13 protein-coding genes are annotated in these 15,391 nt (G+C 51.3%); 7 read left to right on the top strand and 6 right to left on the bottom strand.

What is annotated here, in order from left to right:
• Positions 1-3,313, bottom strand: a 3,313-nt coding sequence (locus GON22_RS02675; RefSeq protein WP_160394592.1) for a DNA polymerase III subunit alpha, incomplete at its 3' end; no start/stop codon positions are given.
• A gap of 183 nt (positions 3,314-3,496) precedes the next feature.
• Here GON22_RS02675 and GON22_RS02670 point away from each other — a divergent pair.
• Both GON22_RS02670 and GON22_RS02665 read left to right on the top strand, forming a co-directional pair.
• A complete protein-coding gene (locus tag GON22_RS02670) occupies positions 3,497-3,826 on the top strand; it encodes a YtrH family sporulation protein (RefSeq protein ID WP_160394577.1) in 330 nt (109 codons plus the stop codon).
• Position 3,827: 1 nt separating this feature from the next.
• Complete coding sequence (locus GON22_RS02665) at positions 3,828-4,328, top strand: hypothetical protein (protein ID WP_160394576.1); 501 nt, start codon at positions 3,828-3,830, stop codon at positions 4,326-4,328.
• A 112-nt stretch (positions 4,329-4,440) separates the two neighbouring features.
• Here GON22_RS02665 and fabF read toward each other — a convergent pair whose 3' ends face one another.
• A complete protein-coding gene (gene fabF / locus GON22_RS02660; protein ID WP_160394575.1) occupies positions 4,441-5,679 on the bottom strand; it encodes a beta-ketoacyl-ACP synthase II in 1,239 nt (412 codons plus the stop codon).
• Positions 5,680-5,891: 212 nt separating this feature from the next.
• Between fabF and GON22_RS02655 the strand changes: the two genes are divergently transcribed.
• Together GON22_RS02655 and GON22_RS02650 are read left to right on the top strand one after the other, a co-directional pair.
• The gene (locus GON22_RS02655) at positions 5,892-6,752 is read left to right on the top strand and encodes an MmyB family transcriptional regulator (RefSeq protein WP_160394574.1); all 861 of its coding nucleotides are present in this window, start codon (positions 5,892-5,894) and stop codon (positions 6,750-6,752) included.
• 79 nt (positions 6,753-6,831) lie between these two features.
• Entirely contained in the window at positions 6,832-7,131 is a 300-nt protein-coding gene (locus tag GON22_RS02650; RefSeq protein ID WP_160394573.1) for a YtpI family protein, read from the top strand.
• Positions 7,132-7,215: 84 nt separating this feature from the next.
• On the opposite strand, the gene GON22_RS02645 is transcribed toward GON22_RS02650, so the two are convergent.
• The 3 genes from GON22_RS02645 to GON22_RS02635 form a co-directional block, all read right to left on the bottom strand.
• Complete coding sequence (locus GON22_RS02645) at positions 7,216-7,545, bottom strand: hypothetical protein (protein ID WP_160394572.1); 330 nt, start codon at positions 7,543-7,545, stop codon at positions 7,216-7,218.
• Positions 7,546-7,672: 127 nt separating this feature from the next.
• Positions 7,673-8,626 (bottom strand): serine hydrolase domain-containing protein, encoded by a 954-nt coding sequence (locus GON22_RS02640; protein ID WP_336604254.1) that lies wholly within the window; start codon positions 8,624-8,626, stop codon positions 7,673-7,675.
• A gap of 22 nt (positions 8,627-8,648) precedes the next feature.
• Positions 8,649-8,846, bottom strand: coding sequence for an NTF2 fold immunity protein (locus tag GON22_RS02635; RefSeq protein WP_336604256.1), 198 nt, complete (start codon positions 8,844-8,846; stop codon positions 8,649-8,651).
• 331 nt (positions 8,847-9,177) lie between these two features.
• On the opposite strand from GON22_RS02635, the gene GON22_RS02630 reads away from it, so the two are divergent.
• Positions 9,178-9,792 carry a cyclase family protein gene (locus GON22_RS02630; protein WP_160394570.1) on the top strand — a complete coding sequence of 205 codons (615 nt, stop codon included), beginning with the start codon at positions 9,178-9,180 and terminating at the stop codon, positions 9,790-9,792.
• 108 nt (positions 9,793-9,900) lie between these two features.
• Here the strand turns inward: GON22_RS02630 and GON22_RS02625 are convergent, their stop codons facing one another.
• The gene (locus tag GON22_RS02625) at positions 9,901-12,045 is read right to left on the bottom strand and encodes an alpha-amylase family glycosyl hydrolase (RefSeq protein ID WP_160394569.1); all 2,145 of its coding nucleotides are present in this window, start codon (positions 12,043-12,045) and stop codon (positions 9,901-9,903) included.
• Positions 12,046-12,546: 501 nt separating this feature from the next.
• Here GON22_RS02625 and GON22_RS02620 point away from each other — a divergent pair.
• On the top strand, positions 12,547-14,319 hold the full coding sequence (locus GON22_RS02620) for an alpha-glycosidase (protein ID WP_160394568.1): 1,773 nt from the start codon (positions 12,547-12,549) through the stop codon (positions 14,317-14,319).
• The gene (locus GON22_RS02615; protein WP_160394567.1) at positions 14,307-15,347 is read left to right on the top strand and encodes a zinc-dependent alcohol dehydrogenase; all 1,041 of its coding nucleotides are present in this window, start codon (positions 14,307-14,309) and stop codon (positions 15,345-15,347) included. Before GON22_RS02620 ends, GON22_RS02615 begins: the two co-directional genes overlap by 13 nt.
• The last annotated feature ends 44 nt before the right edge of the window (positions 15,348-15,391 follow it).

Genomic DNA, 15,391 nt, shown 5'->3' with positions numbered 1-15,391 from the left:
GCCCCGGCGCGCCGCCAGCGCTTGCGGGCGCCGGGGCCCCAGCAGCGGCGCGCGCGGAGCGGCCGCGCGCCTGCTGCCTAAGGCGGCGGACCTGCCCCTCCAGGTTCGCTTCGGGCCCGCCAAGCAGGACGACATCTTCAAGCAGCAGCTTGAAGTCGTCGTCCTGCTGCTGTACGGCAGCCAGCACAAGCGCTAGGCTGCCTTTCTCCAGCTTGTCCGCGTGCCGCTTCCATAACGTAGGGAATGCGACAGCCTCTACACGCATAATTCGGTCCTCGACCTCAAGGAACGCCATCGCCTGCCCCTTGCGAGTCATCATCGGCTTCACCGATACGACCATGATCGGGAAGACGGCAAGCGTCCCGTCCTCGGCTTCCGCGAGATCGACAAGCCTGTCAATGCCATAAGAGGAAAGTGCCTCTTCCGCAGCATCGATCGGATGGCCGGACAAATAAAGCCCTAGCAATTCACGCTCCAGCTCCAGCTTCTGGCCAGTAGAGAACGGGCGCACGTCCGGCAGCTCGACTTCCCAGTTAATCACTTCCTCAAAGCCGAACAAATCAATTTGCAGCTCCTCGCGATCCTTGCGCCACTTGGCTGCAGCGTCAACGATCTCATCCAATGCGCCAAGCAGCTGCGAACGGTGTCCTGGCAAGGAATCCGTCGCGCCGGATTGAACGAGCGACTCCATCACGCGCTTATTCACCACGCGCAAATCCACTCGGCGGCACATGTCGGCCAAGCTGTCATAAGGCCGCTCGGACCGTTCCTTCATAATCGATTCGATCGCCTGCGTGCCCACGTTTTTCACCGCTGCCAGCCCGAAGCGGATTGCTCCCTTCGCATCGCCTGCGAGATGGACAGGCGTAAACGTCACGCCGCTCTCGTTCACATCAGGGGGCAGCACATCCATGCCCATTTTTCTGCATGCATCGACGTATTCCGCTGTTTTTCGCTGGTTTCCAGTGACGGAAGCGAGCATCGAAGCCATGAACGGAACTGGATAATGGGCTTTTAAATAAGCCGTTTGGAAGGCAAGCACGCCATAAGCGGCTGCATGCGCGCGTGGGAAACCATAATCAGCAAACCGGACGATCATATCGTAGACGAGATTGGCATCTGTATCTGTGTAGCCTTGCTTCAAGCTCCCTCTGACAAAATGCGCGCGCTCCTCGTCCAGCACCTCGCGCTTTTTCTTCGACACCGCACGCCGCAGCAAATCCGCCTCGCCTAACGAGAACCCTGCCATCGCCGAGGCGATCTGCATGATCTGCTCCTGATAGACGATGATGCCGTACGTATCGGACAAAATCGGCTCCAGCGACGGATGCGGATATTCAACCTCTACCTGGCCGTGTTTGCCTTGAATATACTTTGGAATGAACTCCATCGGGCCTGGCCGGTAAAGCGCAAGCACGGACACGATGTCCTCAAACACCGAGGGCTTCAGTTCCTTCAGCACCCGGCGGACACCTGTCGACTCTAGCTGGAAAATGCCCGTCGTTTCGCCTCGCCCAAGCATTTCGTAGGTAAGGGGATCATTGTCTGCAATGTTTCGAAAATCGATCTCCCGGCCATAGAGCTCCTTCACCCAGCCAAGCGTGCGCTCCACGATGGACAAGGTGCGAAGGCCGAGAAAATCCATTTTGAGCAGCCCGACGGCTTCTAGATTTTCCATCGAATATTGCGTCAGCGCCGTTCGGTCGGTGCCCGCTTGCAGCGGTACATAATGGGTTAGTGGCTCCTGCGAAATGACGACGCCAGCCGCATGCGTTGAAGCATGCCGCGGCATGCCTTCAACCTTCATCGCCATCTTCAGCAGCGCCTCCGTTCGCGGCTGCTTCGCCGACGCATCCCGCAATTCCGTGCTAATGCGCAGCGCTTCTTCCAGCGTAATGCCGAGCTGGTTCGGTATGAGCTTCGCCGCGCGGTCCACCTCGCCGAACGGTACATTCATCGCACGCCCAACATCGCGCACGGCCGCTCTGGCAGCCATCGTTCCAAACGTAATAATTTGCGCGACATGCTCCTCACCGTATTTAGCACTTACGTAGGCGATGACTTCATCACGGCGCTCATCATTAAAATCGATGTCGATATCGGGCATAGATACCCGCTCCGGGTTCAAGAAGCGCTCGAACAACAGCTTATGTTTCAACGGGTCAACGTCCGTTATGTTCAGCGTGTATGCAACGAGGCTGCCTGCGGACGACCCCCGCCCCGGACCGGTACGAATGCCCCGTTCATGCGCGAAACGGATGAAGTCCCATACGATCAGAAAATAATCGCTATACCCCATTCGCTCAATAACTGCCAGCTCATAATCCAACCGTTCCTGTGCCGCCGGCTCCGGCGTACCCGCATAGCGCGCAGCGAGGCCGTCGCGGCATAGCTCCGCCAAATAATCAGCACTAGACATGCCTTCCGGCACCGGCCTGAACGTAGGCAGCGCTGCACGGCCGAGCGTAAGCTCCAGCCGGCATTTATCAGCAATTTCTGCCGTATTGGCAATCGCCTCCGGCACGTGGCGGAACAACGAAGCCATCTCCTCGCCGCTTTTGAGATACAGCTGGTCAGTCGCTATCTTAAGACGGCCTTCGTCTTCGACCGTTTTGCCTGTCCCAATGCAGATGAGCACGTCTTGCATCGCGGCATCCTCTGGCTGCAAATAATGCGCATCATTGGTCGCCACCAGCTTTACGCTGATTTCGCGCGCGAGTGCGATGAGCTCGGGCATCACTTTCTTTTGCTCAATAATGCCGTGATCTTGAAGCTCAATATAATAATCGTCCCCGAAAATCGCCTTATAACGCAGCGCCGCTGCCTTCGCCTCTTCCGGCCGTCCGTGCAGCAAATGCTGCGGCACCTCGCCACCAAGGCATGCGCTCAGGCACACAATGCCTTCCGCATGCGCAGCAAGCGACTCCATATCGATTCGAGGACGATAATGAAGCCCTTCCAGCTGGCCGATTGTGACAAGCTTCATCAGATTGCGATAGCCGGCCTCATTTTTCGCTAGAAGGATAAGATGATAGATCGGATTCTCTTTTCTTGTGCCTTTGTCGAACCGTGAACCTGCTGTCATATAGACCTCACAGCCGATTATTGGGCGAATGCCATTCTCCTTGCACGCTTTATAAAAAGGGATTGCCCCGTACATCACGCCATGGTCCGTTAACGCTAGCGCGCCCATCCCAAGCTCTGCCGCCCGAGCGGCCAAGTCGCGTATTCGCGCCGCGCCGTCGAGCAAACTGTATTCACTGTGCACATGCAAATGCACGAATCGTTCCCGTCCTTGTTCAGCCGCATTCATCGCCGCCCGTCCCTCTCTTTCCGTTGCCAATGATTGATTATCGCTATTTTATCATAATGAGGCTCATAGAGCCCATACAATGTAGCATAGGGCCGGACAGGCCGACGGGAGCGCAATGCGGGAATCAGCAGATTGGCTACGTTGCGCTGGACGAGTGGAATCGATAAACGGGAGGAACGCTCCATGCTAAATAGCCTCTTGACCAAGGCGATCATCGATTTTTTAATCGCATTCGGCGTAGTTGTTGGCGGCTCTCTGTTAGCAGGCATAGGGTCGGTGCTCGTGCTGGCTTCGCCTGCGGCATACATGCTCGAAACCGCCACTAAGCTCAAAATATGGGCAATCGTCGCTGCAGTCGGCGGCACGATCGATCCCATGCGTTATATTGAAAGCAACATGCTCGAAGGCCATTTGTCGCCAGTCGCCATTCAAATCTTCTATATTGTTTGCTCTTTCCTTGGCGCACATGTCGGCACCGAACTCGTAAAGGCCATCTGCAAAGGAGCGAGCTAATATGCGAGTTCCTCCCTTCGAGCGATATCCAGGGCTTTTTCGTGCAACCGGCATTCTTCTGCTTGGAGCTGTCATAGGAGCCTCTGTCTACCATTCTATCTATATGAACAATTACAATGCGCTTGTGCGATTAAACGGACAGTTAAGAGAGCAGCTGGAGCAAACGACCAAAGACATCGATAAGCTGAACAAATTCAAAAACCAGCACACGGTCATTAAAAGCATCGTCCCATATATAGAGGAAGAGAACGGAAATCCGATCAACGAGCTGGTTCAGGCCGAACTTAAAAAGCGGTTGAAAGAAGACCTATCCGTCTTCATCGGGCAGAGCATTTACAAGATTGACGAAAATGCGAGCTTCGCCCGCAGGCTGCTCAAAAACAAAGTGTACGCCGGCGTGCGTGGCTCCGACTATATCGTCAGCATTCGCACGATGCTCGTCGTCGATAACGTCCTCCAAGTGTGGGTGCAGGTGGAGCCATACCAAAGGCCGCCAACTTAGATAAGCTGGCGGCCTTATGCATTTCATCCACACATTCGCTCGTTTCCGCACCAATAGGCCAGATTTTCCTGCCCTATTCCTCACATTCGCTCTCGCGAACGCCCTGCTTCGTTTATTCCTCGAATCGCTTCACTACGATAACAGCGTTATGGCCGCCGAAGCCGAATGAGTTGGACAACCCGATGCGCAAATCAGCTTGCTGCGCGCTTGCCGGCACATTCGCCAACCCGCATTCTGCATCTAATTGCTCCAAATTTGCAGTCGGAGGGACTAGGCCCTCCCGCATGCTTTGGATCAGGGCAATGGCTTCAACGCCGCCTGCCGCGCCTAACATATGGCCAAGCATCGACTTGTTCGCCGTTACCGGTATCCGCGATGCCTCCCCGCCAAACAGCCTGCTGATCGCCTGCCCTTCCGAGCGGTCGCCCAATTCCGTGCTCGTGGCATGTGCGCTGATCACATCGACTTCCGAAGGTTGAATGGCTGCGTCCACAAGCGCCGTCCGCATGGCCTGTTGAGCGCCTGCTCCCTCAGGATGCGTCGCAACGACATGATAAGCGTCCGAGCTTGCCCCATAACCAATGATCTCGCCATAAATATGGGCTTCCCGCCGCTGTGCATGCGACAACGATTCCAGTACGACAATGCCCGCTCCCTCCGACATAACAAACCCATCCCGCTGCGTGTCAAAAGGACGGCTTGCCCGCATCGGCTCTTCATTGCGTGCAGATAAAGCATGCGCATTGCCGAAGCTTGCCACGGACAGCTCTGTTATCGCGGCTTCGGCACCGCCAGCGATTACGACATCAGCAATGCCAAGGCGAATAAGCCGCATCGCTTCCCCAATCGCCGTATTGCCGATCGAACATGCCGTAACTGGCGCAAGTGTCGGTCCGGTCGTGCCAAACCGAATGCTGATCGTCGCCGCTGCCATATTAGCAATCATCATCGGCACAAGCAACGGGCTAACCCGCTCTGGCCCGCGCCCACGCAAAATGCCATCCTGCTCCAGCAGCGTGTTCAGCCCGCCAATGCCTGATCCAACGTAGACCCCGACTCGCTCCCGATCTATATCATCGAACGACAGGCCTGCATCTTCAACTGCTTGCTCGGCAGCCGCTAGGGCGAACTGCACGAACCTGTCCATTTTGCGCGCTTCCTTCCGGCCGAATCGTCCTTCCGCATCGAAATCTGAGATCGTCCCTGCGATCCGCGTTTTGAATCGCTCCGTATCAAACGTTTCAATGCGCCGAATGCCAGATTCCCCACGTTTGAGCCGCTCCCACATCTCGCTAACCTCATTGCCTAACGGCGAAATAACCCCCATGCCTGTTACAACTGCGCGTTCCATTCGAACAACCTCCCCGGCTTCATTTTGACCGCGTTATGACTAAGTTTTAGTACTTGATACTAAATATGTTGTCACATCCGTTATCCTATTACAAGTTGCCGTTTATACTAGTATAATGGATACTATGACACCTCCATCTACGTTAACGATTACGAGATCACGCCGTTATAGATACGATCCCATTCATGCGCAATAAGAGAGGAGCAGCGACCGTGAACCAAACTGCCCGATTAGCGGCATTGTCATCATTCCTAAAAGCCCAACGGTCCAAAATATCTCCCCAATCCGCCGGCCTGCCGCCCGGCATTCGCAGGCGAACCCCTGGCCTTCGGCGTGAAGAGGTGGCACAGCTTGCAGGCGTGAGCACTACATGGTACACGTGGCTGGAGCAAGGCAGGGATATTCAAGCATCAGCGAATGTGCTCGATGCGATCGCAGCTGCCCTTCGCCTTACACATGATGAGCGCAATTACTTGCACGCACTAGCCTTAGATACGAGCAGCAGCGGAGGCGTCTCAGCAGAGCTGCAGCATTACAAGCCGGACACGATTAGTGCGCCACTGGGCAAAATTTTGCAAGAGCTGCGCCTCTGCCCGACCATCGTCTCGGACCGCCGCTGCCAGATTGTCGGGTGGAATGAAGCCGCGGCGCATGTGTTTCTCGATTTTGAACAGGTGCCAGAGGCTGAGCGGAATATGATACGGCTGCTGTTCACGCGCCAGGAGCTTCGTAGGCTTGCGGGCAATTGGGAGCAATTCGCGAGTGGTTTTTTGTCCATCTTCCGGGCTTATTACGGGCAGTATGTGGAAGACGGCTGGTATGATCAATTTTTAGAAGAAATGCAAGCCGTGCATCCTGGCTTCCAAGCATTATGGGAGCACAGTGAAGTGCGGACCGCACCAGAGGTTGAACTTGAATTTCGCCATGCGAAAGCAGGCAAAATGTTATTCCATCTCACGTCCTTACAGCTGCAAGGCGGATCTGACCTGCGATGCAGCATTTATACGCCTGCAGCGGAGTCGCGAACGGAGGCGAAGCTGGCTAAACTAATGGATAGCAGATTGAATGGCTGACGCGAGACGGCGATTGCAAAGCTTGAACAATTTTGTGCTACAATAGAAAAAATACGTTGAATCGAAGGAGCTCAAACGCATGGAAGTGCTTCAATGGATCCTATTCGCTGGCATCATCTTGACGTCGGTGCTATCTGTCATTAATAGCTTTAAATCCCGCCGCGCCAAATCCGTGGCCGAACGCGGACTACACGGGGCGCGCACAAACATCTACATGGGCATTATGCTCATGCTCATCGCGCTAATCCAAATGCTCATGTATAGCGGCTCCACGCTTCGGGTGATCGTGGGGGCAGTCTTCCTCGTAATGGGACTGTTCAACCTATTCGCCGGGCTTCGGAACCGTAGCGCTTATCAAGCGATGAACCGGACGCCTTAATTCGTACATGATATAAAACAAGAGCCCTTGCGCTTCTCCTTCGATGGAAAAGTGTGAGGGCTCTTGTTTCATGCTCTGGTTTTTTTATTGTAATGGCTGCAACTTCGTTTTCGTTTGTAAGTTTAATTGCGAATTATAGAAAACGGGTTCTAGATTTCTAGCTTTATTTTCAATCTCCTGCAGCAATTCTAGAAACTCGTTTTTGTTCATTTTCCCTTGTTTGATGCCCAGCATAAAATCTTTCTCTTCGCCAGTATAGTAGATTGCTGATTTAAAATTTGAAAACTCCGATTGATGAAACTTGATCAAAAAGGTGAGAAAATGAAGCGACATCATCGCTTTTTTTGTATTATTAAATAAGCATTTTAAATTTATGGTTGCAATGCTGTCTCTCATATTGATTAATTCCAACATTTCTTCATTCCCGGGCTTTCGAGTTTTCTAACATCATGGATCTCAATATCTTCAGTTATTGAAGCACTAAAATGTTTATGAACTTTACTAAGTTACAAATCCTCAAAAGTTGGCAACACAAACACCTTTATATCTCGATCCGAATGTTCATCACTGAGTCCCTAATAATCCCCAACGGCTTCATCGTATCCCCATACGTATCACTCGCTATCGTAATGGCTAGCTGTTGGGATGGGACGGCACACACGTAATTCCCGCCCATGCCCATTGCAAAATAAAACGGTTCGCCATCGCTAGTCTCTGAAGCCCACCAATGGCGCCCATAATAGCCGAAATGAGCGTATGTCATCTTCTCTGGCGTGGTCGTTCTGGCAATCCACTTCTCGCTAACCAGCTGCTTCTTTCCCCATTTTCCTTTATTCAAATAAAGCATGCCAAATTTGTGCATATCCTGAATAGCCATGTGTATGCCGAAACCGCCAATATTGACGCCCTGCGGATCCTCATGCCATGTAAAATCACCAAAGCCAAGCGGCCCAAATAAATGGCGGACGGCGAACTCGCTTGCGCTCATCCCGGATACTTTCTGCAAGATCGCGATTAGCAAGTGGCTGCAGCCCGAGTTATAGTTCATTGCTTCCCCGGGCTCAGCGAGCAACGGCCGCTCCAACACATACTTCACCCAGTTAGGGCTATGAATCATATGTGGCCAGCCGCCCCATTCCGCCATCTCTGGCCAATCGAACCCCGCTGTCATCGTCAGCAGATGATCGATCGTAATGAGCTGTTTATTGGGATCGAAATCGTTCAAAACGGACGGGAAATAATGAGCAATCGAAACATTTAAGTCGGGAATTAGTCCTTGGTCATGTGCGATCCCGATCAAGCAGGAGGTCACGCTTTTTGTGCAGGAATTGATTTTATGCTGCTTCTTCTCTAACTTCTTGTTCTTATAGTAGTGGTACACAAGCTCATTGTTGCGGCTGATCAAGCAGCCGTGTATTTTCTCTTTCTTCAATAATGCTGTCAATCGGTCATAATCTGGCCTACCCTGCTCTTGCTTCTCGGTTCCAATCTCCACCTATCCAACTCCTCGAGCATTGTTATTTGTCATGCCATGCCGACAGAATCTTGCCATCCTTTTGCTGGATGAGTACATGCCCGACTCCGCCGACCATCCCGTCAGGGAGTGTTCCTTGCACTAGCCACACCTTGTAATCACTATCGAATTGCACGATAAGAGGCTTTTCCTCCGCGATCTGGTCCGCCCCGAAAATTTGATTCAATACAACCTCCGCAATTTGCGAGGCTGCATCTTGATTCGGAACAAACCCTTCACTTCTCGACGAAAAATGGCTATCGTTTAACCAGCCCCCCGTTCTCTCGAACTATTAAACGCGCATAATAGGGAAATGTTTCTAATCAATGCCAAATAACCGTCACTTCCCAAAATCGGGAACATGACGGCTGCTTATGGCCTTCTATCATATGGACCCGCGATCGGTTATGAACAAGAAAATAAACAAGATCAATGATAGAATATAATTGTAATAACAGACCTTAAGCTTACCTCCATCATGCCATATTAATCTCTTCTAAATACTAATACTAATAAGAAAGGATTGATGTACGATGCTTATAGAGCTTTCCCATCCGATTGTTGACAGGCTGCCTGTCTTCCCCGGCGATTCACAGACCGAATTGGTGCATTCCAAACAATTTCAAACCGACGGCTACAACAATCATCAATTATCGATCAACATGCATGCCGGTACGCATATCGACGGCCCGATGCATATGCTGGATTGCCGGACCTATCTAAACGAAATTCCCCTTGAAACCTTTATTGGCGATGGCTGCTTGCTAGACGTGTCCGCCGAGCCAATCATTGGCTATAAAGCAGAATACGAACAGCTTATACAGCCGCATCAAATTGTCATTTTACATACGGGGTATAGTCGCCTGTTCGGCCAACCTGCCTATTTCACAGATTATCCTACAATTTCGTTGGAATTCGCTGAGCTAATCGTCCGTAAAAATGTAAAAATGCTAGGAATGGACATGCCCTCACCCGACAAATATCCGTTCGAGGTGCACAATCACTTGTTCCAGCATAACGTGCTCCTAATCGAAAATTTAACGAATGTCGCGCAGCTGCGAGACATCCCTTCGTTCGAAATCATCGCGCTCCCACTCAACATCCAAGCCGATTCATCCATAGCCCGTGTTATTGCACGCGTGAAGTAAGCGAATGCTCCTTAAGCCGCAAATAAAAAACAGCGCCAAAAGCACAGGTTCTGCTTTTGGCGCTGCTTGTTGTTTGCACTAACTCTTAAAGCATTCTGCGTATGCCGCTTACGGCTGCCAGTTCACGTTAACTGTTGCCGTGCCGCTTGCCGGCGCCGTGAACGAATGGTTCGTGCCGCCCTCCCACGTAACCGTCGCACCGTTTTTCTTCAGGAATTTGTATTGAATCGTCGTTCCTGCTGGTACGCTGACATCATAGTACCAACTTGGATATGAAGTAATGACCGAGTTGAACAATGGCCCTATTGCACTTGCCGCTGTCCAGTTGCCGAGTTCACTTACGCTGCCCGTCAGATAAACATTTTCGCCAAGCGCCGTAGTCGCATTGTTCACAATAAAGCGAACGCTTACCTGCTCGCCAGTCAACACGTTAAAGTTGTTGATCGTATTGCTGTCAACCGCGCCGGATGTACGAACCTTAACGCCATAACGGGCTGCTGTTACGCTAGGCACGATTGCTTTAATTTCTGTGTCTTCCCACGATACAATGTTCGCACCGGTTACAGCCGTCGTTCCGAAGTAAACCGTCCCTGCCGTTGAGCCGAAGCCCACTCCATCAATCGTAACGGTAGTGCCCGGTTTCCCCATCAGCGGGCCAACATGGCCGACAACCGGAGCTGTCGCTGCCGTCGTGTACGACCATACCCCTACGCCGCCAGCTGCAAGCGTGAACGTGTTCACTGCGCCTCCGCTGCCAACCGTAATCGAGTTGCCGCTGAGCGAATTCGTTAATGTATCCGAATATGTGCCGCTAGGAAGTGACGTCGTTAATCCAGAAACCGAATAAGACGAAGACAAGTTTTTGTTAATCGCTACGACCGCTACGTTATTGCCGAATTTGCGCTCATAAATGTAAACATCGTTGTTGATCCAGCGCTGCTGCGTCGAACCATATGCGATAGCTGGATTCGATTTGCGAAGCGGAGCGAGCTTGCTAATGACATTGTAAGCCGTCGTCGATGTCGAGAACGACGACATTCTCGCACGGTTGCCCGGTTCCGAGGTGCCTATCATGTATTGCTCCGTTCCATAGTAAATCGCAGGCACGCCGCGGGAAGTTAGCGTCAGGGCAAGCGCTTGCTCCAGCTTGCGCCCACTCGCGCCCGTCACTTGGAAGCGGTCCAAGTCATGGTTGTCCAAGAACGTGACTTGGTCGTTAACGGAGTAATAATCCGTTGCTGTCGAGGACAACATCGAGTCCAGGCCATACATCGTGTCCGTACCATCGCGCAACACTTGGCGCACCTTCTGGCCATAGCGGAAGTCGAGCAAGCTCATGCCGCTTTGGTTGGCGAAGTAGCTATTGTTCGGATCCGTTTCGTTAGTGCCCAAGAACCACTCGCCGAACGTGAACACCGGTTTGTAGCTATTGATCGAGGACATCCAGTTTTTCTGCCAGCCGAACGGCATATGCTTAACAGCGTCAACACGGATGCCATCAATACCCAAATCCAGCCAAGTGCGGATTGCACTCTTAAAGTACGAATCGATCGTACTGTTGTTATGGTTTATATCTGCGAGGTCATACAAATTTTTGTAGATGCCGCTCTCCAAGGTGGAGAAGTCCGTTCCACCGTTATGGTGGAAGTAACCATTCGTATCGCTCGTATAGCCGCCGAGCAAGGTGCCGTTATCGTACAGCTTGCCATTCTCGCCAAAGGATGTATTCGTTTCCATCGCTGGCGACGTATGGTTCGGTGCGAAATCGATGACGATCTTAATGTTGTGGCTGTGTGCAGCCGAAATCAGGTTCGCGAAGTCCGTCATGCTGCCGAAGGCGGGGTTTGTTTTCTTAAAATCTCTTGCCCAGTAGCCATGATAAGCCGTATTGTTCACGCCTGAATAGTTAATGACCGCGTAAATGTTCTCAACAGGTTGTGAAATCCACAATGCTGTAATTCCCATGCCCGTAAAGTAGCCATCGTTGATTTTATTAATAATGCCCTGCCAATCTCCGCCGCAATAAAGCTTCAAGTTCGTGCAGCTGCCATCAAAAGCAGACCCTGTCGGATTGTTCGAGGAATTGCCGTCCGAGAAACGATCCGTAACGATCTGATAAATGACGTCCGTGCTGAAGTTTTGCTTGTTGTTTACCGAAGTAGCAGGAGATGCGACCGCTGGCGTGATAAGGCCAATCGCGACTGTAAGCGATAATGCGAGCGAAGCGGATGCTTTAACCCATTTGTTTTTCATTAGTAACCTCCGTTAAGTTAAGTTGGGATGCGTTTCATAAGCAGGAATACAGATCCAAATGATGCTGTTGATAACCCAGATGTGAAAACGCTTTCAAAATAAATGAAATCGATTTTTTGTTCCCAACACCTCCCCTATTAAAATCGTCGAGAACACAAACAACCCCGGTCTCTCCACTGGGAGATACCGGGGTTGTTTCAAACCAATCATCGGTTTAAAATCATGGCCCTCAAGTTGTGTTCTCTTTTCAATTCGTATTTTATACGCAACATATTTTCGTTGTCAACCTCGATATTATTTTGCAAATAATAAACATTTTTCGACATTTTCCCCCTTACTTCGACACAATGACTATGTTATAGTTTGCCGTAAATAATGTTATTCCTTTCCTTGGCACCTTGAGAATTTGAAGGCCATGTTACCTAGCGAAGGTACATCCTTGCGTCTACCTACGCTAAGGCTGTGCTTTTTTTATTCCACACATGAAGGAGATGAATGATATTGAATATCGAAGCCATCCACCATCAGGCCCGATCTAGCTGGGCGTCAGCCAATGCTGGCCAATCTGTAAGCATTCGAATCCGCACCAAGCGGGATGATGCGAGTGCTGTCACGCTCGTCTATGGGGACAAGTACGATTGGGCGTCCACTTTGCAGCAGGCCGCAATGGACAAATGGATATCCGATGAGCGATTCGATTATTGGGAAGCTTCGGTTAAGCCTCCTCATGGGAGACTAAGTTACCGTTTTCACGTACTCTCTACGGACGAGCACATCTGGTATGCGGAGCGATGGCATAAGAACGTTCCGTATGAGGATGCATTCGGCAATTTCGAATTTCCGTATGTGAGTATCGCTGATGTTTTCACACCCCCAGCATGGGTGAAGGACGCCGTTTTTTATCAAATATTCCCGGATCGTTTTGCCAATGGCGACCCATCAATCAACCCGAAAGATGTCGAGCCTTGGGGAGGAACACCGACAATTGACAATTATTTTGGCGGTGATCTTCAGGGAGTAATCGACAAGCTAGATTACTTAGCGAAGCTAGGCGTCAACGCCATCTACTTCAACCCCTTATTCCAAGCAGCCTCTTATCACAAATACGATACGATCGATTATTTCGCGGTAGACCGACATTTTGGCGATATTGGGACGCTTAAACGATTGGTTTCCGAATGCCATAAACGTGGCATTCGCGTCATGCTCGATGCCGTGTTTAACCATGCAGGACGGTATTTCCCTCCTTTTATTGACGTCTTGGAGAACGGTTCCGCATCCCCTTATGCCGATTGGTTTCTCGTACACGAATGGCCGATTATCGATAAACGGGGAGCAACCACGTATGAGACGTTCGGTTTTGAGCCCCATATGCCGAAGTTTAATACCGCTAATCCGATAGTACGTGACTATTTGCTCAACGTCGCCCGCTTCTGGATTGAGGAATGCGATATCGACGGTTACCGCCTTGATGTTGCGAATGAGGTTGACCACGCTTTTTGGCGAAAATTTAGAGAGCTTGTGAAGGCACTTAAGCCGGATGCGTATATTCTTGGCGAAATCATGCATGATTCCATGCCTTGGCTGCAGGGCGATCAGCTTGATGGCATTATGAATTACCCGGTTACTGATTTCATTCTCAAATTTATGGTGAAAGACGTGCTTGATGCACGTGAATTCGCAGATGCCGTTGGGGGCTGGATGGCGCTCTATCCGCATCAGGTAAATGAGACAGCTTTCAATCTGCTTAGCAGCCATGACATACCCCGTCTCCTGACGTTGTGTCAAGGCAATATCGACCGAATGATGCTTGCCACCATGTTCCAATTCACATACCCTGGCGCTCCGTGTATTTATTACGGCGACGAAGTCGGCTTAACGGGTGAAGGCGATCCCGATAACCGTAAATGCATGGAATGGGACGAAAGCCGGCAAAATCAGGAACTTTTGCACTTCTTTGCGCAAACGATTGCACTACGAAAACAATATGAAGCGCTGCGAAGCGGCATGTTCCGTTTCCTGCAAGCCTCGCCAGGCAGCCATCAGATTGCGTATGAGCGCAAGAACGATCACGAGCATTTCATCATCGCCATGAATGCTTCACCTGAACCACAATCCCTCATACTGGCGCTGCCTGAAGGGCATTGGCAGAACGTATGGAACAGCAAAGCTAAGCTGGCGGCCAGGACAAACGAGGGAAATGTGACAATCCAGCTTCCGCCCTATGGCTTTCAGATTTTCAAACAAACGGAGGAATCGTCATGCAAGCATTAGTATGGACAGCAGCACATCGGTTAGAGCTTCTCGAGGTGGAGGAACCACAGATCGCGCTTCCTGACGAAGTGAAAATTCGAATCGAAATGACAGGAATTTGCGGAACAGATCTCGCTGTCGTAACGGGCAAGGAGGAAGGCGTCCATGGGATTATCCGCGGGCATGAAGCCGTTGGAACTGTGGTCGAGACCGGAAGTGCTGTTGACCGCGTCAAGGTAGGAGACCGCGTCGTTATCGATCCGAACGAGAGCTGTGGCGAATGCGATTTTTGCCAACGGAATAAGCCGCATCTTTGCTTAGGCATCGACGGCGAGGGAATGCGCATTGCCGGATTGAATGCACAAGGCACGTTCGCTCCCCTATTCGTTACGCGCCAGCGCTTCGTCCATCCCCTGCCGCCGACGGTCAGCGCAGCTGCAGCTGTATTGGTTGAGCCGCTCGCCTGTGTTATTCATAACTTCAACGAGGCGAAAGTTTCTCCCGATGATTCCGTCTTGATCCTTGGCTCAGGTCCAATGGGCATTCTGTGCCAGGTCGTTAGCGCTTCGTTTGCCCGCCTAACAGCAGCAACAGAGGTGAACGAATATCGTTTGGAATGCGCCAAGTCCGTCTGTGATGCCGTCTTCACACCTGATGAGCTGAACGAAGGCAATGTGCGCAAGCTGCTGGGCAACCGCAAATTCGATGTTGTCATCGACACGGTCGGCACGCAGCTGCATACCGCAGAACAGTGGGTCGAACGCGGGGGGACGATCATCCCATTCGGCATTAATGGCGTATATCGGCATACGATTTCGCCAACTGCATACATCCAGAAGGCAATTAAGCTAATCGGAGCTGGCGAGTATCGCCATACGTTCGAGCAAGCGCTTCGGTTCGCTGCCCGGCATCCGGAAATCGCGCAGCTTGTCACCCGTTCTTATCGATTAGACGAGCATGAAAAAGCGATTAATGAACTGCTAGGGTACGAACTTGATTCTATGAAGGAGGTGATCAGCCGCACTGTAAAGACCGTATTTAAGCCATAATACCGCTACAAACCAAAAAAGAGAGAGAAAAAGAGAGATAGGGA

Origin of the sequence: Paenibacillus sp. MMS18-CY102, assembly GCF_009789195.1 — a bacterium.
Lineage (GTDB): Bacteria > Bacillota > Bacilli > Paenibacillales > Paenibacillaceae > Paenibacillus_T.
The sequence above is the reverse complement of the archived record's forward strand: the minus strand, read 5'-3'. Positions and strand labels throughout refer to the sequence as shown.

Coding starts and splice junctions, on each gene's coding strand:
- GON22_RS02645 (WP_160394572.1), bottom strand. CDS start 7,545: ATGTTGGAATTAATCAATATGAGAGACAGCATTGCAACCATAAATTTA.
- GON22_RS02625 (WP_160394569.1), bottom strand. CDS start 12,045: ATGAAAAACAAATGGGTTAAAGCATCCGCTTCGCTCGCATTATCGCTT.
- fabF (WP_160394575.1), bottom strand. CDS start 5,679: ATGGAACGCGCAGTTGTAACAGGCATGGGGGTTATTTCGCCGTTAGGC.
- GON22_RS02615 (WP_160394567.1), top strand. CDS start 14,307: ATGCAAGCATTAGTATGGACAGCAGCACATCGGTTAGAGCTTCTCGAG.
- GON22_RS02665 (WP_160394576.1), top strand. CDS start 3,828: ATGCGAGTTCCTCCCTTCGAGCGATATCCAGGGCTTTTTCGTGCAACC.
- GON22_RS02670 (WP_160394577.1), top strand. CDS start 3,497: ATGCTAAATAGCCTCTTGACCAAGGCGATCATCGATTTTTTAATCGCA.
- GON22_RS02650 (WP_160394573.1), top strand. CDS start 6,832: ATGGAAGTGCTTCAATGGATCCTATTCGCTGGCATCATCTTGACGTCG.
- GON22_RS02630 (WP_160394570.1), top strand. CDS start 9,178: ATGCTTATAGAGCTTTCCCATCCGATTGTTGACAGGCTGCCTGTCTTC.